This is a genomic window from Serratia sp. (in: enterobacteria), assembly GCF_051654945.1.
GTDB lineage: Bacteria > Pseudomonadota > Gammaproteobacteria > Enterobacterales > Enterobacteriaceae > Chania.
The window spans coordinates 1-19,912 of sequence record NZ_JBOFZA010000023.1; the positions used below are offsets into that span (position 1 = coordinate 1).

The window sequence follows — 19,912 nt, forward strand, 5'->3', positions numbered from 1 at the left end:
CGTTGCTTTGGGCTGTTAAAAGAATACCGTCGTATTGCCACACGTTCGGAGAAAACGGCCAGAAATTACCTTTGCATCCTTAAATTAGGCGCTATTCGGTTATTTTTAAAGCGATTATTGGGTTAAGGGACACAGCCTAATAGGGCGATCAACTCTGGTGTTAAGCAGGCTTCACTCGTCTTGGGATCATTATCCAGTGGATAAAATGCGATCGGCTGCTCTGGCAATTGACTTTCATTGAGAGAAATCGTCATATTATAAGTGCCAGGCATAATATAGCCGCGCTGAGAAAATTGACTCAGATCGATATTTTCCCGATCTTTAACATCCAGCACATCCGTATTGAATTGAACGTCTTGTGCCGAAGCGTAAGATCCCATAGCTAAAAGCATAGCAGTAAAAATACGGCTTAATCGTGCCCCTGGAACCAGAGAAAAAAGTAAATTCGACGATGCCATGGATGAATGCATTTTAATAATAATCCATTTTGAAACGTATCGTTGAACGGTAAGCACCAGCGCGCATAATCTCACCGTTACCAACCATATCCAGGGTGTAATTCAATGTCATCTCGCCAGGTGTAATACCTGCTGGTAATGAGGCAATGCCGGGCATCATTACGCTCCCTTGGCTGTCGAGAATGCGCATATTGATACCACGCGCGTCGCCAGCCATAGTAAAGCGTTCCCCATTGGCATTACCGGAGAAGGTGACCTGAAATTTTTGCCATGCCGGTTTATTTGGCTCGCCTCTCTCCAGCCGACAATCGACCAGTTTGATGGCAAAAGGTTGTGAAGGAATTCGTCCATCACGAATAACCTGACTTACCGGATAAACGCCCATATCAATGGTTTGATCCCGACTCCCAACATCAATCGCACAGGCTGCATCAATAATGGCCCCTTCCATATTGACTCGCCCCGAGCCTTCCTGCGCAGCATTTGCCGAGTTGATAGTACCCAGGCTGACAATCAGCAGGGAAGGAGCCACTAGAAAACATACAGAACGATTTATTCGCATTCAGACCCCATGAATATTCCCTGTATTAAGGAAAGCGGAGGTTATGCCTCCGCTTTTCAGCTACTCTAATTGCGAATTAATTACTGATAAGCCAAGGTAAAGTCAGCAACGGACTGGAATGAACCCGGGACGATAGTGGCACTTTCACCGCCGCCTTTCAGACGTGCAGAGAACCGCAGGGTATTATCGCCATCAACCAGTTGTTGAGCATCTGAAGCCACACCTAACTTCAGGTCACCACCATTTTGTGATGCGAGGATGATACCAGCACCCTTTGCAGTCCCATTAAGACCTAACCACTCAGCGTTATACTCGGATGCGCCGCCGCTAAAAGTGGTAGTCACTGTCTTCAGAGTTGTGGTGTCGCAGTTTTCCAGTTTAATATCGAAAGTACGTGGATTTGATTCACCAGTATTGCCGCCCTTAGCCAGAGCTGCATTAGAGATCTCACCCAACGGAACAGTCTGATCAACTGATTCTGGTGTAATTGAGCACGGAGCATCAATAATAGAGCCGGTGAAGGTCACAGTACCGCTACCTTGACCAGCAGCGTGAGCCACATTTACTGCACAGAGAGTCATAGCAGCAGCCAGCATAATTTTATTCAGGTTCATTTAGTCGTTCCATTTTAGTGTTGATTGAAAATAAAAAATTATTCACCGTTCACCAGTTCATCACCCGTTATAGATGCACCCATCAATAATATGTACCTATAGATGCATCAACTGGTGTAGTGATTGATAAAACTCACCCCACGAATTAATCCGTGTTGAAAGGTGAGTTTTCTTATTAGCTCTCATAGCAAGAGATAATAAGAAACAGTGCATTAAAATATTTTTTCATCCAGCCTATGAATCGTAGAGAGAAAAAGCTCTGCGAAACCTCGGAGAAAGGTTTCACAGAGTAAAGTCACAATTCTCGCCAGGAGATGAGCTCCATGGAAAATATAATAATCTAACCGACGGGGACGCAATATAAGACAACTTACCTACAGGCTGTAGGGCATGGCCTACAAACTGGATAGCCTGGTGGCATGTCTTTCGCCAGCCGTTGACAGGGAAACCGCTAGCCCTCCGCGCCAGGCAGCAACAGGGGATAACATCTATAGCCGGCAAGGTGGCGGGACATCAAGGGAATCGTTCGTCAACTGGTAATGCCACAGCGGTGGGTTAATCTGCAAACCGTGCTCAGGTATAGCCACCGCCCGTTATGGCAGATATTTCGGCGTTCCTGATGAAGAACCCACTGCTCTGAACTTGGCGTTCAGGCAGTGGGATGATTTATTCAACCAATCCTTCCTGTACCACCGCTTTTTTGCTCGTTCTCTGGTACAGGCACAACTCTTTACCCGGCTTATTCTTCATAAACGGCTGCGGGTAGCGGCCAGCGATCACCAGTGCAGAATAACCGACACTGTCGTCGTAATGAATGGTACCCCCAACGACCTTGGTATCCTTTAGCTCACTGGCCTTCAAGCAGGCGGTTCGCATCGCCTTATCGCTCTCGCTCCAGGCTTGCTCGGAAGAGGCAAGCACGTTTAATGAAGTCGCCGCGGCGGCAAATAACAGCAATAATCTGATAATAATCATATCTCCACAAAGGGTAAGACTACCTAGAGTTGCATACTATACGGGGTGCTGCACTCAGTGGATAAGAAACGTCATCAGCAGTCTGTAGGTCTCCACCTACAGGTTTTCTTCAAAGGTCAGAACAGGCAGGCAGGTAACCCGGAATCCCACTATCTTCAACATGCTGACAGCAATGTCTTTTTGATTCTCAGGTTAAACATAGCCCCAACAGGTGAGGGAATTTAAAGCGAGTGAATGTCACAAAGCCTTAACACATCTTGGCTTGACTCGCTGTTTTTTGCTGGTTATCTTTTCGCCTTCACTGACTATTAAGTAACCAATTTTATTTATGATGTTAAGGTCTTTTACTACAGCCAGCTTATTATTAATGGCATCCGTTACCACTTCTTTATCATTTGCCACCCCTCTCCGCGATTCATACGTGCAAGACATACGCAACGATAGCCTTCGCGAACACACTATTCGGCAAAAAATCCTGTCTGAATTTGAACGTTGGGAAGGTGTAAAATACCGGTTCGGCGGGACAACCATGAACGGGATCGACTGCTCATCGCTAATGCAGAAAATCTTCCATAGCGCTTTTGAAGATACGCTACGCAAGCTGCTACCGAGAACAACGGCCCAGCAACTCAAGCAGGGAGTCAAAACCAGCCGCAACAATCTCAAAGCGGGAGACCTTGTTTTTTTCCGTATATCCTCAAGTCTACGTCACGTTGGGGTGTATATTGGCGATGACAAGTTTGTACATGCCTCTACCAGTAAAGGCGTCATTATCTCTACATTGGAAAATGATTACTGGTCAGAACGCTACAAAACGGCCCGCCGTATCGCTTTGTAAGCCATTATATTATGACCGCATTAACACGCAGTTTTATAAGTCATTTGTCGGTTACTGCTGGCGGTTTCAGAAAGTCTGCACAAGAGCATGATGATAAATATCAACGACAGTTAACGTAGATCTACATACTCGCTGAACAATGATTGTTTCTTTGTTTCATCAAAAAATTTATGAAAGGGAAGAACGTCCTTGATCTTGTTGACGCCTAATTTTCGACAGGCGTTCCTCCTGTGCGTATGGACTGACTTTTCAGCAATGCCACATGCAGTAGATAATTCCCGTACTGAAATACCCTTCAACGACTCACGGAATACGTATTCTTCTTTGACCGTTAGTCTCCTGTCCTTTTTTTTGCTCATAACTTCCTGCGGGTTACCGCTCAAGATGTTGATGATTATCTTGCAAAATTTCTCTAATGGCATACCGATATGCAGCGCATGGAAATTGACACTAAAAGGGGACAACGTGACATTATCATGCGGCGTGTTATGCAAGAAAATAACATCAAGATTATGATAAACAGAATTTATCAACGAGTGACTGGTCACGCTCGTATCAATTAACAAGACACTTCTTGTTCTAGTGATGCCAGGCGCTTGCCTATTGTAGGCTTCAAGAGACAGTTGTTGAATGCTAAGTGGATAGAGTAAGTTTTCCAAACCTTTCTTTAGGTAACTATTATTGGAGCATATATAAATCATTCTGATCCTCACTGAAAACAGCCGCATTGAATATGGACAACACAATGATGCAAAGCATTTAATATAACAACTTTACTCCCATCTATTTATAACAAGAAAAGCACTGCATTAAAATAAGAATAGTCATCACCAAGCTGTAGGAATCGGCCTACACCTCATTTTTAAATTATTAGTGCCACACGTCGATAAAAGAGCTAACATTAAACAAACAACAGTATTTATCAGGTATGTCTATGACCAAAGTTATAATTGTAGATGATCACCCTATTGTCCGCATGGCTATTCAATTTTTGGTTGAAAAAGAAGGGCATAGCGTAGTCGCCGAAACAGGCGATGGTATCGAGGCTCTTTCCCTGGTTGATCTGCATTATCCCGATATCGTGATCGTTGATGTCGATATCCATTCGCTGAACGGGATTGAGGTGGTCAAAGCATTACGTGAAAAAAGTTTCCCTGGAACAATTATTGTTATATCCGGCAAGAATCCAGAGTTTTACTCTCCCCGCAGCGCCCTGAGCGGTGCCGACGGATTTATCAGCAAAAAAAACAACCTGCCAGAGCTGGTGACGGCTATTAAGGCCGCACAGAATGGCTATAGCTATTTTCCCTTAAAGCGCTTTGAATCGCAGCATGCCCGGCAATCAATGGATGACCAGGAACGGCTGGGGACATTATCCCCACAAGAATTCCAGGTATTTCAGCACATGATCAAAGGGCTTGAGAATATCAAGATTTCCACCCGGATGAAAATCAGCAGTAAAACGGTCAGTACCTATAAAAGTCGGTTAATGGACAAACTGGGCTGTAAAACGCAACTGGATCTGTTTGACTTTGCGCGACGCAACAACCTGGAATGATCTCATGATCCGTACGTTAATTCTGTTATTGTGCAGCGTCCTGTCAACAACAAGCTATGCCAGTGACTCCCCTGCACAACCGCTGCAAATTTTCAGTCGTGAGGAACCTGCACAACTCAATGTATCGCTAACCGATCACCAATGGCGGTGGCTGGGATTAAAGAGAGACCTGCGCGTGGGAACCTGGGCGCCAGAGAACCCGCCCTTTGATATGCAGCCAGAGTCCGGAACCTATGAGGGGATTTATGCTGACTATATCCGCCTGGTCGTCCGCAACCTGGGGTTAAAGCCTCAGGTAATACGCTATGCCTCACGCGCCGATGCCTTGCAGGCCATGATGAGAAACGAAATTGATACCGTGGTGGACGATAGCGGCAGTACGCTGATTGATGAGGAAAACTATGCGCAAAGCAAAAGTTTCATTGCCAACCGGCCCGCGTTGGTCTCCCGCGAAAGCGTGACATCCCATAATGATTCCAAGGATAAGCAAATCACGCTGGCCGTAGCTCAAGGCTATCTCGGCGACCAGCAGATTATTCAGCGTTTTCCCCATGCGACAATCGTGCGTTTTCCTTCCAGCCAGAGTGCCCTGACCTGCGTCTCGCTGCATAAATGTGACTATTTTCTGGGTAACCTGACGACAGCGAGCTTTTTGATTGAGCGTAACTACAGCAACGAGCTGACCATTACCGATGTTTATCCAGAAGTATATCCTGGCGCGCGTTTTATCTTACGCAAAGACGATCTGGTGCTACGCCAAAGCATAGATGCGGTTTTACAGGCTATTCCGGAATCCCAGCACCGCGTGATTTCCCGCCAGTGGGTGCAGCGCCAGGATATCTGGCGCTTTGAGAAACCGCTGGGGCTGACGGAGAAGGAATTGCGCTGGATCGAAAATAATCCGACGGTCAAGATCGTGGTTAACCCGTTTTTTGCCCCTTTTACCCTGGTTGACAAGAATGGCGAGCTGCACGGTATTGGGGCGGATATTTTACGCCTCATCCACCTGCGCACCGGCCTTAACTTCCAGATCGTCACCGCGGATTCGGTCGACAAGATGTTTGCCGATCTGGAAAGTGGCCAAGGGGATATCATTGCTGCCACCAGCATCAGCCCAAAACGCGAAAAGCTGGCCATGTTTACCCGCCCCTGGCATCAGACCCCGGCGGTGCTAGTGGTGCGCAATACGCCTGATGCCCCCGAGGCAATCAATAACAACCTGACGCTTGCGGCAGTGCGCGGTAATGCGATATCAGAACGGCTCGCGGAACAATGGCCGGGGATCCAATGGATCTATACCGATAACGAAAGCCTGGTACTACAACTGGTGAACTCAGGCAAAGTCGATGGTGGCGTGTGCAACCAGTTGGGGGCCAACTTCATGGTCGACCGATATTTTCGCGGGAAGCTGAGGGTTGTCGATCGTTTAGGGGAAAATCCCACCCAGATTGGCTTTGCGGTGCGCCGGGATGAACCGGAACTGCTGGATATCATCAATAAAGCGCTGGCGGATATTCTCCCGCAGGAGATATCGCTGATCATTCATCGCTGGCAGGGTGCACCGGACATTCCCATCAATACCTGGGAACTTTACGACAAACAGTTTTACTGGGTACTGGCCATCAGCGGTGGACTGATTCTTATCGTCCTGATCTGGGTGTTCGCTCGCGCCAGAGAAACCCGCCGTCGCGAACTGGTACAGGAAGAGTTGCAGGCTCAACTGACATTTCGCGATACGCTGCTTAATGGTTCCCCCACCCCCATTTATGTCCTGAATCGGGGGCTTGCTGTCCTCACCCATAATGCAGCGTATCGGCAATACTTCAGCCAGTTGCCTGATGGAACATTACGCCATTCGTTGTTTGACTTACGCCATCCGTTGTCAGGTCTGCAGCAGGTGCTGTCCCTGGAATTGGCTCAACCCCACGCAGAGGCTATTGCAGGCGAGACGCAGGAGTTTACGGTCAATAATGGTGCAGAAGATCGGGTGATTGCCCACTGGGCTACGCCCTACGTCGATACGCACGGAGAGGTTGGCGGGCTGATATGCGGCTGGCAGGATGTCACTGAACATAAACGCCTGCTGCAAGCCTTGTCGGTGGAAAAAGAACTCGCCGAACGAGCCAACCAGGCCAAAAGTTCGTTTCTTGCCACCATGAGTCATGAAATTCGCACCCCCATCAGTGCCATCCTGGGGCTACTGGAACTGGAGGTGCGCAAACAGCCCGTTAACGAAGCCATTGAGGTCGCTTTCGAATCGGCCCAGACCCTGATGGGGCTGATTGGTGACGTGCTGGATATGGCGAAAATTGAAAGTGGTCAACTTGAGCTGTCCCCTGAATGGCTGCGGTTGAATGCGATCATCACACCGATTATCCGAGTGTTTGAGGAAGTTGCCCGGCAAAAAGGTCTGGAGTTGAGTTTCGACAGCCGGACGGAAGCCGAGCTGGAAATTTTTGTCGATGGCAGTCGCCTGAGACAGACCATTGCCAACTATCTGAGCAATGCGGTGAAATTTACCGAACAAGGAAGAATTGGCGTACGGCTGCAAAGCCTGCGTACCGCCTCAGATAGCCTGATGTTACATATCGAAATCGAAGATACGGGAATAGGCATCAGCCTTGCCGATCAGCAGCAGTTGTTTAAACCCTTTGCCCAACTCGCGGCTGGTCGAAAGCAAACCGGTACCGGCCTAGGTCTGGTGATCAGTAGCCAGTTGCTGGAGAAAATGCACGGCACAATGCAGATGCGCAGTACGCCGGGTCGTGGAACGTTGATCCTGATTGAGTTGCCCGTCGCGGCACGACAGGCGCAAAACACGGTGGGCTCGGGCAATATGCGGCGTGAATTACGCAATCAGCCACTCAAGGTGCTGATTGTGGACGATCATCCCGCCAACCGGATGGTACTGAGCCGGCAACTGATACAGTTGGGCCATCAGGTATTGGAAGCGAAAAGCGGCCAGGAAGGGCTGGATAAATGGCAAGCCGAAATGCCCGATCTCATCATCACGGACTGCGCAATGCCGGGCATGGATGGTTTCACGTTGACTCACAAGATCCGCGCAGCCGGAGGCAACGTTGCCATTTTTGGTCTGACGGCCAATGCCCAGTCGGACGTGAGGGAGAAAGGGATTGTTGCCGGTATGAATGATTGTCTGTTCAAACCGTTGCGACTTTCACAGTTGGAAAAGGCACTGCGAAATGTGGCGAAAACCGAATCCGTCCCCGATTTGATCGATTTACTCGACTTGCAGGGACTGAGAGAGCTACTGCATCAGGACGAAGAAATGCTGTCACGTTTACTGCTGCGCATCTGCCAAGAGAATGATGTCGACCTGGCAGATACCTGGCGATACTGGGCAGAGAAAGATTGGCCAGCGCTGGCGGGATGCCTGCATAAACTGGGAGGGGGTGCGCAGGTCATTTATGCCAAAGAAATCGATGAACTCTGTAGTCAGTTGGAAACGCTTTGTGAGCCACCGGTGAACGAGGAATTGCTCAACCAACGGCTTAAGCAGTTGGATAGCAAACTTAAAACGTTACAATGTTCGATCCAGTCCTGGCTTAATCTGTGAATCACCCTCCCGCTATGCCCTGCTACGGCTGGCAAGCCAGCCAATGAATTTTTATGATTACCTGAAAAGTGCTAGCCATCGGCTAGACTTTAACTTGTCAGCTCAACACCACTGATGCGATACCTATAAAGATAAAAATTGCGACGTAAACAACGGAAGGTCATGGGTTATTACCGATCAAAGGGGAGCACGCTATGCGGATTTTTCATGCGGTGGTCTGGGCGGGACTGGTACTGTTGGCAACGCCAACTGGCGCAGCGGAGCCAGGTAATAGCACTGGTCGGGTCTCGGGTTGGTGGAATTCGTTAACCAGCGGCGTCGCGCAAACCTGGGAGGATCCGCAATACCACGATCTTTACCTGCCCTTTATCAGCTGGCACGCCCGCTTTATGTACGATAAAGAAAAGACGGATCATTACAATGAGATGCCTTGGGGCGGCGGCCTGGGGATTTCCCGCTATAACGAAGAAGGTGACTGGAGCGCCCTGTACGCCATGATGTTTAAAGACTCCCATAATGAATGGCAGCCGATTGTCGGCTATGGCTGGGAGAAAGGCTGGTATCTGGATCAGAATCAAGATTTTCGCCTGGGGTTTGGGGTGACGGCAGGCATCACCGCACGCGAAGATTTCGGCAATTACATTCCACTACCGATCGTGCTGCCGCTGTTCTCCGCTGGCTATAAGCAGGCAACCGTACAGTTCACCTATATCCCTGGGACCTACAACAACGGCAACGTGCTCTTCGCATGGCTGCGTTTTGCCTTCTAGTTCACTGGACCACCGCCAATGAAAAGCCCGCTTAGACATCCAAGCGGGCTTTAGACTGTGGACCTCAATCAGTTCGCCGTAGGGGCGCTGCATGTGCCCGCTTGCGTTAGTTTTGGGTCACGCTCGCGTGGTTAAAGGCGCCGCCTTGGGTCACATAGGCATTGGCAGCCACGGAGCCGTTAACGATACCGTAGTTTTGCGTAATGGACGCGCTGTTAGCCAAACCAGTCTGGATCAAATCAGCGTGACTGTAGCCGTTTGCACCATCGCTAGGTGAATTTTGCACCACAGATGCCGTGTGAAAAGCACCGTATTGCTGCACATCGGTTTCACCGCCCCAGTCATCCTGTGTGGTGATTGCAGAGTTGGCAAGCCCAACCTGCGTGACATTGACGCCACCATTCGGATTACCATTGCCACCACTTGACCCCGTCTGCTGCACATTAGCGTAGTTACTCAGGCCAATTTGCGAGGTTGTTGCAGTATTATTGCTACCGTTAGCCCCTGCCCCGCCACCGACGGGTGACTGAGTGACAATCGTGGTGTTGAATGAGCCGTATTGAGCCGTGGTGGCCTGGTCATTATTCCCTGTCTGGGTAACCAGCGTGGTGTTAAAGGCACCAGAATTCTGCGTTGGTGTGGCGTTGTTGTTGTTACCGGTCTGGAGGACGGTTAACGAGTTATAGTTGCCCCCCTGAACTGAAGCTGCAGGTGCGGTAACATTGTTAAAACTCCCGCTTTGCACAATGGTGGTGTCGTTATGACCTCCAGTTTGTGTAAACGGTGAGGCAGCACTGCCTACTCTATTGTCGTGACCTAGCTGCTGCGTGACGCTGATTGAGCTATTGGTCGCCAGTTGGGTGGTATAGGCATCGTTGGCATTGGCGCCATTTACCTGATAAATGGAGGTGGTTGAATTGGTCGCGGGTTGTAAAAGCAGCCCTTGCTGGGTTACGGCATTATTACCGATACCTGTCTGTTGTACCGTGGTGGTTTCGGTAGCGGCCAGTGCACCGGTAGAGATTACAAGGCTAGCTAATGCTGTCATTTTCCACAGATTCATAATATTACCTGCCATAAAATTTACGATTAGTTAGTTTAAATGCTATTAAGGCCGAGTGACCTTGATAGACATTCCCGTACCATTCTGAACAACCTTCGTAGAAAGATTGTTACCTTGCTGGATCACCGTCGCTCGATTGAGATAACCATTTTGTACAATCGAGGCGAAGTCCCCAGAACCCGTTTGTTGGATGTTGGCTTCATTCCCCCACCCAACCTGACTGATAAGCGCGATATCGTTCGCCCCGACTTGCTGAATATTTGCCATGTTGGCACCGCCCAGCTGGTTAATCACCGCCGTCAATCCTGCGCCGCCAGATTGGCGAATGCCCGCAGACATACCCGTACCCTGTTGGTGGATATAGGCGTTCATTCCAGCAGACGATGAATTTAGCTCCGATGCTGCAAAGTTAAACTCTGCCCCGGCAAGATCGGTTTGAGCAAACAGCGTCGTCGGGATAAACATAAACAGGAGCAACATTAATAACTTCATACTACCCACCTTCAATAAGAAAGTTACCTGCCAGCAATTTAAATAGGCCGTGGTTAGTTTTTAAAATCATCCAGGTAGCGAGCCAGCGTTTTCCAGCTCACATTGATTATGTCTACTCCCACTAAAAAAGACTCATCTATAATACGTATTTCAAGCCAGACCGTTCACCATGAAGTATGAGTTTCATGGCTAACCCTGTATTTTTACACAACTAAAAACTGAACAGATAAATTACAGTCATAATAAGTGGAAAAACAGAGAGCATGCTCTATTCTCTTAGCTGATAGTAATAAAACCAGGGGGATCCTATGACTAGTACTAAAGTAGCAACTTTTTCATTGCTGATACTCTTTTCTTCGTATTCCTGGGGCGGGAATATGGTTTATCAGTTTATCAATCCTAACTTTGGTGGTAACCCATTAAACGGCGCCACGTTATTAAACTCGGCCCAGGCACAAAATGGCTATAAAGCACCTAGTTCAGGTTATGATGGCTATCAGCAACCCTCGGCATTAGATACCTTCACCCAGGCGATCCAATCTCAACTGTTGGGCAGCCTGATGGGTAACGTCAGCCAAGGCAAACCAGGCCGGTTAGTTACCCCAGACTTTGTGATTAACGTCACCAATACCGATGGCCAGTTAATGATGAATATCCTCGATCGCAAAACCAACCAGACATCGCAAGTCGAAATTAGCGGCCTCACCGGCTCACAATAAGATTAATAAAATATTTACGTGGTTGATTTATCTCTTTACGCCAACACCAGGCCCAGCAATAAACCTTAATCACCGTTAAAACCGCATGACCCAAGGAGGGGTCTACATCTCCCGATGCTCTTAGCCATACATAATATTCACCGCACCACTCTCTTTCCTTGGTAATACGCCAATAGAAAAACCAGGGCAATCCGCGATCGCCCTGGTTTTTCTTTACCATGCAATAACTACAGCCGGGTTAGCTTTTATTGGCGTTCTTCATCATGCCAGGCGTGACGATCGTATTGGTTGATGCGGTAGCCGGAGGAGCAGTCCCGTTGCCAGGAGCAATCTGCTTAAGCGGCGGGTTATTCGCCAGCGCTTCGTCGGAAATAGTGGTGCCCTCTCTGGCTTCTGCGCGGTAACGGCTGAGAACCGGCGAGTTGGCATCGGCAACGTTCTGTAAGGCCCACAGGTTGCGTTCAATCCCGTCGTTAATCAGATGGATAACCCCAGACTCGATGGCCGCCATCAAGCAGGTCATCACCGGCTCATTGGTCGTAAAGCCGACTTCCCCTTCCAGCAGGCGTTGGTAGTCTATAAAGCGGAACACCCCGGCCTGGACCTCATAAGAAAGAATGGTTTTACTGGTATTCACCGACGACAGGATCTCCCCGCTTTTGACATCAACCACGCGCAGGTTGACCGCTATCTGATCGAGTTGGTACTGCGTACTGCCGCCAATACCAAAATAGCGTGCGCCTATTCCGCCCGATTTCACATTACTCGCATAGCCAATAATCGATCCCTCAATCAGGATGTTGGCCGCCATCAACGAAGGCAACTGAGCGCGGTTGTTTTCCGCCACGGTGCCGTTTTCCTGGGCTGCACGAATGATTTTTCTTTCATTGAGTAAGTTATTCAGCCCCTGCCGTTCCAGCGGGAAAAACCAATTCGAGGCTTTTAATGATGACACTAACATCGCGGTCGCACTTTGTGGAACCGCGGTGGAAAAGTTACTGGCGGGATAAGGCTGGAACTGGCCGGTTTCATCCTGAATATTATAGACTGAAACATAAATCTTCCCTCTTGGCGAGGGTAATGCAATCAAATCATTATAGGTGGCATCTTTAGGCAATAATGTTGGCTTCGCCCCCTCCTTCGGTGGGGCCGTAATACATCCGGATAGCAGACTGGTCAATAGGATCAAATAGAGAATTTTCATTCTAACTCCGCCTCTCTGAATTATAACTTTGTGAAGACGACATTGTATCGATTGACTGGAGCTGATAAGCGGCCAGTTTAATCAAAAAGTAGAATAGAGGATACCTGATTGTAACAACCCAATTACGACTTTAAAAAAAAGTCCTTATTATTGCAAAAAAATACTGACACTAATTAAAACTCATCACGGGAAAGGTCTCCCGTTTGCAATAAGGCTCTATTAATTACCCGCCTCTTTAATTCAGCACTGACAACGGCTACCGCTTGATCCACGGTAGCATCATAGTTACGCATAGTAGGAAAAATAACCGTCTGAAATAAAATATCTTGCCCTACCCGGATGGTCATAATACTGCCCCACCTGGCACTGGGCTTTTCGGTAATGGTTAAATTGGTCGTAGGATCGGTCCAGCGATCGCTAAAGTCCCGGCTGAACTTTTGCCCGACCGACGTTACCGTTCGGCTGGCAATCAGTCCAGGCACCTCCACCTCCGCAGCCGTGGAATACAGTGCCGTCAGGATCAGCATGATGATTAGCAAGAAATTTACTTTCTTCATGTTACCATCCGGCTACTGTAGGTTTTGATTGGCCCAAAAAACGGCCTGGGTGCGGTTCTTTACCGAAATTTTCCTGAAGAGATTATAGATATGCGTTTTGACGGTATTTTCGCTGATAAAGAGTAAATTGGCTATTTCGACATTAGAGGCACCGAGCATCAGTTTTTTTAAAATCTCCCTTTCCCTATGGGTGAGTTCCGGCGATTTATTCCAGGTAGGCCGGATAAAACTAAGTTGGTGCATGATATAACTGGAGATCTCTTTGGGGAAGCAGTTACCACCACGGCAAACATTCCGGATCCCTTCTATCAGGGATTCCTCCTCAACGTCACTGTAAAAAACAGCGCTGATCATTGGCCAGGAAACAATATCACTGTAGTGATAGCTGTTTGGCGTATTAAACAGTAGCACCTTGAAACTCCGTTCGCAGCGCCGTAAGTTTATGCACCAGCGATTAAACTGTTTTTCATCTATGGCCATAATATCAAACAATAATAAATCGCCATCACTAATATTGATATCATGGGTGCTATCGACCTGTTGCAAACTCACATCGGCATAAAGCCTGCGTTTGAGAGACTGTAATAACATGGTCGTTTGCAAAGAGGGTCTTGATATAAGAATAAAACGACTACTGGGGCTTCGATCATTAGACATGATTAACTCCATACATCACTCTGTCGGACTAAAAAGTGATTTTTATGTGAACAATCATCATATTTATAATGTCAATTTTTGACTTACAAACCCTGGTATTAAATAACAATAAATACTTCAATGGTATAAGTATATTTATGGAGCAGCTAAATACACCAATTCAATTTAGATAATAATAATTCCTTACACAAGCATGCTTTTTGTGTCTAAATGTAAACAATTTTTTATCACCTTGTTTTAAATAAATAAATTAAAACAAGCACTCAGACATCAAAAAGATCATTCTTATTGATTTTTATAAAAAAATAGTAAATTCAATTGGTTGGTACGATATTTTTATTGGCATCCCGCTTAGATGCCGTGACTCGTTAAGTATTAGCAACCTAACGAGAAAACAAGGCAGATAACATTAAATCCAATCATCAGATAAATAGTATTCTCACCCTAAAAACCCCAACAAACACCACTCACCAAACCTTTCAACCACATGATAAATATAATAAAATATTAAAATTTAATTTTTTAATCGTAGCTAATTGATAAGGCTAATTTACCTGAAAAAACCGAATTACGACTTTATGATGAGCCTTGCCATGGAAAATAATGCTATCAGATGAATCCATTTCTCTGCCTTGCGCCATATTTATCAGGCAGGCTTCCTGCATGTGGCCCTGATGCTGTTACATTCAGCACGGTGAACTGCCGGATCGCGCGGTAAAAAATCATGCGCGCCGTCCGGAGATTGAACATGTTGAACGGCCAAAAACCCGGTAAACATAATTCGGTCAACTATTCGTTTCGCAAGGAGTACCTATGCCCGGCTCCATAACATGCCCATTGTTCCCTTTACTGTTTATTTGCCTTTTGACCGTCATTGGCAATATTACCCCGGCTTCGGCTAGCGAACCGGGTAACCAAGGTGGCAATACCATGAGCGAGCAACGCAATAGTTCAATAGACAGCGATGGCAGCCAGCTGTGGATCGAGGCATTACCAGAGGGCAACCTATACAAAATCACCCCGATGGCCCAGCTCAAGCGTGCCTGTACCTGCCAGATCGATTTTAGCGTCAGCCATCGAGGCTCTGCGGGGCAAAGCACCTCACACCAGCAAAATTCGGTTGCCCTGACGCCGGATACTGCGCACCCCTTGGGGCTGATTAAGCTTTCAGTCAATCCGGGGGATTTGACCCAGGTGATCGTCACGCTGACAGACGGCGATAAATTGCATCTGGAAAAACAGCTGACGCTACCGGATAACGCCGAAGGGGCGCCACAGGCGGCGCCCCTGACCCCCACCAGACTTTAACTTACAGTATGCTGACCGTACCGGTCTTACCATCCAGCCGAACGCGCATGCCGTTCTCCAAGCGGTTCATCACGCCCTTGACGCTCATTACGGCTGGCAGTTGCAGCTCGCGTGCCGTTACTGCACCGTGGGATAACGGCCCACCGCTCTCGGTGATAACGCCGCAGGCGCGATAAAACAGGGTAGTCCAGGCCGGGTTGGTGGTTCTCGCAACCAGGATCGCCCCCTTGGGGAACTGGGCAAAGTCTTCTGGGCTGTGGATCAGGAACACTTCCCCCTCGATGGTGCCGGGGCTGCCAGCCAGACCCTTCAGCTCGTTGCCGGTCGGAGTATCTTCTGGGCCAGGCTGCTCGCCAAAATTCCACGCCGGGCTTTGCAGTTTAGCCTGTTGCCAGCCCGCCTTGTTGTCTCGTACCACCTGTGCCAGATGCTCAAACCGATCCTGCCTCATAGCCTCATCGACCACCTTGAACGGGGCAAAGTAGATGTCACTGGCCTCGCTCAATACGCCACGAGCGACCAATCTTTCACCAATTTCTTGGATCCCTTTGCGGAACGGCAGTGTCAGACGCGTAGTCTGGTAATGCTCCAAATCGTCCAGATAGGTGTAAACCCGCGCCAGACGGATCACTTCCTCGATAAAGTAACGCATCCCTTCCGGAGCCAGGCTCAAATACTGGTGCTGTGCTGCCGAAGCCGCCAGCTTGGCATTCAATGCCTGCCCGGCCAGATCCTCATCGGCCAGCTCCACCAGCATATTAAGCTGATCCAGTACGATATGCGGTGCTTCCAGCCAGGTTGGGTAGTAAGCGTCAAAGTCCAGCTCACGATGACCATGCCGCTGCAAGAACTGCGTCAGCTGTGCCTCAAATGCCGGGTAGGCCTGAAGCTGATTGACCAACTCTCTTGCAGGCAGCTGTTCAAATGCCTGCTGCAAGGCCGCATCACGACGGATCTGCCGGGAAAGCTCCCAAAGTTCCGCATTCACCTGCCCGGTTTTGGTATCGGAAACCGACAGCAACAGATCGAACATCGCTTTGGCCTCGGTGGGCGCCATCGACATGTTCAGGATCTGGTAGAGCACGGCATACAAGGTGCGCTGAGTCAGTGAGATAGCGATGTTGGGCAAGAAGTAGCGCTTGCCGGCATCGCGCACGTTCAGTACGTATTGCCAACATTCATCCAGCCCGCGGGTCGAGAGATCTTCACGCAACAGCGCACCAATCTCTAGCAGATAGGTGTCCAGATCACGCATCCAGCGGACAGGCAGTTCCTGAACCCAAGAATAGCGCCTGGCCAGCTCAGGCAATGCCGCCTGCAATTGTTCAATTGAGCTGATGCCCCCCGGCATACCGCCCGCATACAGCTCAACCGCGTTTTGGTTACCGTAGATATAGAAATCCTTGATAGCAAACCACTTGCCACCAAAGTGCGGCAAGCCCATCAGCTCAAAGGAAAAGTTCAGTGATTCATGGAAGCCTTCCTCGGCCAGATCCCAGGTCAGCGGAGTGACCGCATTGGGGAAACGCTCGGCGGACTCGTCACGCGTCCAGCGTTCAGGCACGTAGGTCACCGGCCGTGATTGCAGCAGATAGCAGTTTCCGGCACTAAACGCCCACTCGATGTCCTGCGGAAAACCAAAGAACGTCTGCGCCTGCCGGGCCATTTTCGCCACCGTCTGGCACTGGACATCGGTCAGAGAAGGTTGCCCCATCTGCTCGGCAGAGAGCGCCAGGTGCTTAACCCCTTGCGTATCCTTGAGGATAATCTCGCGTTTTTGGCCGATATTGCGCTCAACCACCGTCAAGTCCGGTAGCGCCACGCGGAACTCATCAATTTCCTGCTCACCCCCGACGACCGATTCGCCCAGCCCAAAACAGGCGTTAATCAGCACCCGGTTCAGATCGCCCTGGATAGGATCGATCGAAAAAGCGACGCCCGCACTGTCTGCCGCCGTCATCTCTACCATTTGCTGTACGACCACTGCCATTGAAGCGTCCAGATGGGCAAGCTGTAGGCGGATGCGATACATCATCGCGTGCTCATGCCACAAGGAGGCATAGCAATCCCGCAACGCGGTGAGGATTTCCGCCAGACCACGTTGGTTCAGAAAAGTATCATGTTGCCCGGCAAAGGCGGCTCCGGGCAGATCCTCAAAAGTTGAAGACGAACGCACGGCCACTGCCCACTGCTCCGCTCCCAGCGCTTGCAATCGTTCGGCTATCGACTGTGACAATGCCTTATCAATCGGCTGCGCACGGATCAGTTGCTGGATCCTCCGGCTCTGTACGGCGGCATCGGCACTTTGTTGCAAAATGGCGGTGATCTGTGACATTAGCGGAGCCAGGAACTGGCGATACGCCTCACCGGTAACGATAAATCCAGGAGGAACCGGCAGACCGCCAGCGGTAAGGCGTGCCAGACTCGCGCCCTTACCGCCGCTCAGTTGCAACTCGGTGGCACGGACATCGGAGAATACCAAGGTAAAATCTGTTGCTAGGTGCATATGCTATATCCTTAGCGTGGCATCGTGACAAAAGTAACCGCAGTAGCGCAACCACGCCAGCACCGTGCAGGCAAGCAGAGCCCCTGCAATCAGGTCGATACCATAGTGATAGCGCAAATAAAGCGTTGCCAGAACCAGCCCGACAACAACGGGGAAAATCAGCAGAGCGATGCAAAAATGCCGCTGCAATATCAGATACCCGAGAATATACAGGCTGATACCGCAGTGCAGGCTGGGGAAAACATCCATCCCAGTTCCCCCTTGCGCAACCAGGCCCACCAGAAAAGCGGTGATCGCGCCCCCAGACGGCGGATAGCTAAATAGCTCGGGGAATTGCAGATAAGGGCCGGCGGCTGGGATCAGGCAATAGCCGATAAAGCCAAACAGATACATCAGCATCAGGCCATAAAAGAACCCGCGGCTGGCCTGCGTTTTGCGCTTTACGGCATAGACGATCACCGGCACCAGGATCAGCAGATAAAAGGCCAGATAACACAGGCTCAACACTTCCGACAGCCAGTAATTCTCCAGTACTCGGACCCGCTCGGTCGCCCCAACGCCAGCAAACAACACGCGATCCAACGCCAGCAGTTCGGTATCAAAGGATCTTTGTGTTGCCTGGTGGATCGCCTTGAATAGCGGAAAGACCAACCAACTGCTGGCAAACTGGATCACCCCAAGCCAACTTCTCCAACGTTCCGAACGGGCATAGGTGGCTTTGAACAGCAAGTACAGAGTCAACAGGCTAAATACGCCAGGGATAATAAACTGGCTGTCCTCCAGGCGGATGGCGCTAACTATCCCGGCCATCCAGATCAGGGCAATCACCCCGAGGTAACAGCGATGACTGAGCTTCACGCCATGTCTGGCCGCCCCTGCATCTGGTTCGATAAGACTATTCAAGGTTTGCTCCTGCAAATTTTCCCCGCCGCCGCCATCCCAACACTGCCGCGCCGTAAAGCAACAGGAGCCAGGGATAAAATATCGCGGCTATCAGCAAACAGGGAAGCCAGAGCAGCGCCATGGCGAAACCGCCGGCAAGGCGGAAAAAGGTGGTGGTGTTGCGGCCATCGGCTTTGCGCCCAACCCACCAACCAGCGAACCACACCGGTAACAGCGTGAGGATAAACAGACGCCACAACAGTTGGTCTGATATTGAACGGGTTGCCAGCGGCGCGGCTACGACAGGCTCGCTTAACGTCTGCTGTTCTGCCTGTTTGAACGCCTGCGCATAGGAATCCCCAGCACGGCGAGAATTCCAGGCTTGCTCTGCTACCCGAGCCAACATCTGTTCATCCCGGCAGTTAACCGAGACTCGGTCTAACGCGTGACTCAGGCACTGATGAATATTCTGCTCCCACTCTGCTGCACTGGCATCGCCTTGCTCAGGCAGAACCAGAGGTTCGCTTACCAACAGCTCGACGGCAGAGCCCAGACGATCTGGCGCCTGATAGAAACAACCGGCCACCACCACCTGAAAACGACAGCGATCCTGCATCAGCCGCCGGACAATTTTCGCTGCACCGGGCTGATAAGGTTGCGGCCCTGGCCCCCATTCGCTGGTGCCTTCGGGGAAGACGATCACGCTGCCGCTTTGTTTAACATGAGCGATGGCATGAAGAATGGGGTTTCCCGCCTGTGCACGGCTATAGCCATAACGCTGGCGATCCTTGTCACGAACGACGGGGATCCCCGCAAACATTAACCGCAGAAAGCGTGAGCGCAGCAATTGCACCGCGGTGAGAAATTGTGCGCCAGGCAACAGTTGGTTGAATACCCAACCGTCTGTCGCGCCATTGCGATGGCTGGCCAGCAGCAAGGTTGGTATCTCGCCATTCAACGGGGCGACACGCAGCCCGTTCGGCGTAAAAAATTTCAAGGAGGAATAGTAGAAGTGCACCAGCAGGCGGGCAACGTAGCGATGCCAAAGCGAGAGCGGCCGCCCTGGCGTAAAACGTAAATAGCCAGGTGTCTGGCTGGAAGGTCCCTGCTCCATGTCCCTATGCCCCCGAAGTCAAACGCAGTGCGCCAGTCAACCAGACGCCAGGCTTGCC

20 protein-coding genes and 1 pseudogene are annotated in these 19,912 nt (G+C 49.8%); 7 read left to right on the plus strand and 14 right to left on the minus strand.

What is annotated here, in order from left to right:
- Positions 1-126, plus strand: a pseudogene (locus ACRDCA_RS00445) (IS5 family transposase); the annotation flags it as partial.
- Here ACRDCA_RS00445 and ACRDCA_RS00450 read toward each other — a convergent pair.
- From ACRDCA_RS00450 to ACRDCA_RS00470, 5 genes are all read right to left on the minus strand, one after another.
- Positions 123-470, minus strand: a complete 348-nt coding sequence (locus tag ACRDCA_RS00450) for a FimD/PapC N-terminal domain-containing protein (protein WP_438687807.1) — start codon at positions 468-470, stop codon at positions 123-125. The pseudogene ACRDCA_RS00445 and the gene ACRDCA_RS00450 overlap by 4 nt on opposite strands.
- A gap of 1 nt (position 471) precedes the next feature.
- Entirely contained in the window at positions 472-1,020 is a 549-nt protein-coding gene (locus ACRDCA_RS00455; protein WP_438687808.1) for a fimbrial protein, read from the minus strand.
- An 80-nt stretch (positions 1,021-1,100) separates the two neighbouring features.
- The gene (locus ACRDCA_RS00460; RefSeq protein ID WP_438687809.1) at positions 1,101-1,634 is read right to left on the minus strand and encodes a fimbrial protein; all 534 of its coding nucleotides are present in this window, start codon (positions 1,632-1,634) and stop codon (positions 1,101-1,103) included.
- 666 nt (positions 1,635-2,300) lie between these two features.
- The gene (locus tag ACRDCA_RS00465) at positions 2,301-2,609 is read right to left on the minus strand and encodes a hypothetical protein (protein ID WP_438687810.1); all 309 of its coding nucleotides are present in this window, start codon (positions 2,607-2,609) and stop codon (positions 2,301-2,303) included.
- A gap of 237 nt (positions 2,610-2,846) precedes the next feature.
- The gene (locus tag ACRDCA_RS00470; RefSeq protein WP_438687811.1) at positions 2,847-3,011 is read right to left on the minus strand and encodes a hypothetical protein; all 165 of its coding nucleotides are present in this window, start codon (positions 3,009-3,011) and stop codon (positions 2,847-2,849) included.
- 19 nt (positions 3,012-3,030) lie between these two features.
- On the opposite strand from ACRDCA_RS00470, the gene ACRDCA_RS00475 reads away from it, so the two are divergent.
- Positions 3,031-3,447: an NlpC/P60 family protein gene (locus tag ACRDCA_RS00475; RefSeq protein ID WP_438687812.1), complete on the plus strand. Its 417-nt coding sequence runs from the start codon at positions 3,031-3,033 to the stop codon at positions 3,445-3,447.
- Positions 3,448-3,557: 110 nt separating this feature from the next.
- Here ACRDCA_RS00475 and ACRDCA_RS00480 read toward each other — a convergent pair whose 3' ends face one another.
- Entirely contained in the window at positions 3,558-4,106 is a 549-nt protein-coding gene (locus ACRDCA_RS00480) for a LuxR C-terminal-related transcriptional regulator (RefSeq protein WP_438687813.1), read from the minus strand.
- Positions 4,107-4,381: 275 nt separating this feature from the next.
- Between ACRDCA_RS00480 and ACRDCA_RS00485 the strand changes: the two genes are divergently transcribed.
- The 3 genes from ACRDCA_RS00485 (at position 4,382) to pagP (ending at position 9,352) form a co-directional block, all read left to right on the plus strand.
- Entirely contained in the window at positions 4,382-5,005 is a 624-nt protein-coding gene (locus tag ACRDCA_RS00485) for a response regulator (RefSeq protein ID WP_438687814.1), read from the plus strand.
- Positions 5,006-5,009: 4 nt separating this feature from the next.
- Positions 5,010-8,582 carry a transporter substrate-binding domain-containing protein gene (locus ACRDCA_RS00490; protein ID WP_438687815.1) on the plus strand — a complete coding sequence of 1,191 codons (3,573 nt, stop codon included), beginning with the start codon at positions 5,010-5,012 and terminating at the stop codon, positions 8,580-8,582.
- 194 nt (positions 8,583-8,776) lie between these two features.
- On the plus strand, positions 8,777-9,352 hold the full coding sequence (gene pagP, locus ACRDCA_RS00495) for a lipid IV(A) palmitoyltransferase PagP (protein WP_438687816.1): 576 nt from the start codon (positions 8,777-8,779) through the stop codon (positions 9,350-9,352).
- A 106-nt stretch (positions 9,353-9,458) separates the two neighbouring features.
- Here the strand turns inward: pagP and ACRDCA_RS00500 are convergent, their stop codons facing one another.
- Together ACRDCA_RS00500 and csgB are read right to left on the minus strand one after the other, a co-directional pair.
- Complete coding sequence (locus tag ACRDCA_RS00500; protein ID WP_438687817.1) at positions 9,459-10,415, minus strand: hypothetical protein; 957 nt, start codon at positions 10,413-10,415, stop codon at positions 9,459-9,461.
- Between the two features lie 45 nt (positions 10,416-10,460).
- Positions 10,461-10,907, minus strand: coding sequence for a curli minor subunit CsgB (gene csgB / locus ACRDCA_RS00505; RefSeq protein WP_438687818.1), 447 nt, complete (start codon positions 10,905-10,907; stop codon positions 10,461-10,463).
- Positions 10,908-11,215: 308 nt separating this feature from the next.
- Here csgB and csgF point away from each other — a divergent pair, with 308 nt between their 5' ends.
- On the plus strand, positions 11,216-11,626 hold the full coding sequence (gene csgF / locus ACRDCA_RS00510; protein ID WP_438687819.1) for a curli production assembly/transport protein CsgF: 411 nt from the start codon (positions 11,216-11,218) through the stop codon (positions 11,624-11,626).
- Between the two features lie 238 nt (positions 11,627-11,864).
- On the opposite strand, the gene ACRDCA_RS00515 is transcribed toward csgF, so the two are convergent.
- The 3 genes from ACRDCA_RS00515 to csgD form a co-directional block, all read right to left on the minus strand.
- Positions 11,865-12,830, minus strand: a complete 966-nt coding sequence (locus tag ACRDCA_RS00515) for a CsgG/HfaB family protein (RefSeq protein WP_438687820.1) — start codon at positions 12,828-12,830, stop codon at positions 11,865-11,867.
- A gap of 173 nt (positions 12,831-13,003) precedes the next feature.
- Positions 13,004-13,387 carry a CsgE family curli-type amyloid fiber assembly protein gene (locus ACRDCA_RS00520; RefSeq protein ID WP_438687821.1) on the minus strand — a complete coding sequence of 128 codons (384 nt, stop codon included), beginning with the start codon at positions 13,385-13,387 and terminating at the stop codon, positions 13,004-13,006.
- Positions 13,388-13,399: 12 nt separating this feature from the next.
- Positions 13,400-14,044: a biofilm master transcriptional regulator CsgD gene (csgD, locus tag ACRDCA_RS00525; RefSeq protein ID WP_438687822.1), complete on the minus strand. Its 645-nt coding sequence runs from the start codon at positions 14,042-14,044 to the stop codon at positions 13,400-13,402.
- 813 nt (positions 14,045-14,857) lie between these two features.
- Between csgD and csgC the strand changes: the two genes are divergently transcribed.
- A complete protein-coding gene (csgC, locus tag ACRDCA_RS00530) occupies positions 14,858-15,352 on the plus strand; it encodes a curli assembly chaperone CsgC (protein ID WP_438687823.1) in 495 nt (164 codons plus the stop codon).
- Between the two features lies 1 nt (position 15,353).
- Here csgC and ACRDCA_RS00535 read toward each other — a convergent pair whose 3' ends face one another.
- From ACRDCA_RS00535 to ACRDCA_RS00545, 3 genes are read right to left on the minus strand one after another with little or no spacing between them, the layout of a single operon-like run.
- Positions 15,354-17,858 (minus strand): PEP/pyruvate-binding domain-containing protein, encoded by a 2,505-nt coding sequence (locus ACRDCA_RS00535; RefSeq protein WP_438687824.1) that lies wholly within the window; start codon positions 17,856-17,858, stop codon positions 15,354-15,356.
- Between the two features lie 3 nt (positions 17,859-17,861).
- Positions 17,862-18,761 carry a phosphatase PAP2 family protein gene (locus tag ACRDCA_RS00540; protein ID WP_438687825.1) on the minus strand — a complete coding sequence of 300 codons (900 nt, stop codon included), beginning with the start codon at positions 18,759-18,761 and terminating at the stop codon, positions 17,862-17,864.
- The gene (locus tag ACRDCA_RS00545) at positions 18,754-19,854 is read right to left on the minus strand and encodes a hypothetical protein (protein WP_438687826.1); all 1,101 of its coding nucleotides are present in this window, start codon (positions 19,852-19,854) and stop codon (positions 18,754-18,756) included. Before ACRDCA_RS00545 ends, ACRDCA_RS00540 begins: the two co-directional genes overlap by 8 nt.
- Between the last annotated feature and the right edge of the window lie 58 nt (positions 19,855-19,912).

Coding starts and splice junctions, on each gene's coding strand:
- ACRDCA_RS00490 (WP_438687815.1), top strand. CDS start 5,010: ATGATCCGTACGTTAATTCTGTTATTGTGCAGCGTCCTGTCAACAACA.
- ACRDCA_RS00485 (WP_438687814.1), top strand. CDS start 4,382: ATGACCAAAGTTATAATTGTAGATGATCACCCTATTGTCCGCATGGCT.
- csgC (WP_438687823.1), top strand. CDS start 14,858: ATGCCCGGCTCCATAACATGCCCATTGTTCCCTTTACTGTTTATTTGC.
- ACRDCA_RS00460 (WP_438687809.1), bottom strand. CDS start 1,634: ATGAACCTGAATAAAATTATGCTGGCTGCTGCTATGACTCTCTGTGCA.
- pagP (WP_438687816.1), top strand. CDS start 8,777: ATGCGGATTTTTCATGCGGTGGTCTGGGCGGGACTGGTACTGTTGGCA.
- ACRDCA_RS00515 (WP_438687820.1), bottom strand. CDS start 12,830: ATGAAAATTCTCTATTTGATCCTATTGACCAGTCTGCTATCCGGATGT.
- ACRDCA_RS00500 (WP_438687817.1), bottom strand. CDS start 10,415: ATGAATCTGTGGAAAATGACAGCATTAGCTAGCCTTGTAATCTCTACC.
- ACRDCA_RS00465 (WP_438687810.1), bottom strand. CDS start 2,609: ATGATTATTATCAGATTATTGCTGTTATTTGCCGCCGCGGCGACTTCA.
- ACRDCA_RS00535 (WP_438687824.1), bottom strand. CDS start 17,858: ATGCACCTAGCAACAGATTTTACCTTGGTATTCTCCGATGTCCGTGCC.
- ACRDCA_RS00450 (WP_438687807.1), bottom strand. CDS start 470: ATGCATTCATCCATGGCATCGTCGAATTTACTTTTTTCTCTGGTTCCA.
- csgF (WP_438687819.1), top strand. CDS start 11,216: ATGACTAGTACTAAAGTAGCAACTTTTTCATTGCTGATACTCTTTTCT.
- ACRDCA_RS00545 (WP_438687826.1), bottom strand. CDS start 19,854: ATGGAGCAGGGACCTTCCAGCCAGACACCTGGCTATTTACGTTTTACG.
- ACRDCA_RS00455 (WP_438687808.1), bottom strand. CDS start 1,020: ATGCGAATAAATCGTTCTGTATGTTTTCTAGTGGCTCCTTCCCTGCTG.
- csgD (WP_438687822.1), bottom strand. CDS start 14,044: ATGTCTAATGATCGAAGCCCCAGTAGTCGTTTTATTCTTATATCAAGA.
- csgB (WP_438687818.1), bottom strand. CDS start 10,907: ATGAAGTTATTAATGTTGCTCCTGTTTATGTTTATCCCGACGACGCTG.
- ACRDCA_RS00520 (WP_438687821.1), bottom strand. CDS start 13,387: ATGAAGAAAGTAAATTTCTTGCTAATCATCATGCTGATCCTGACGGCA.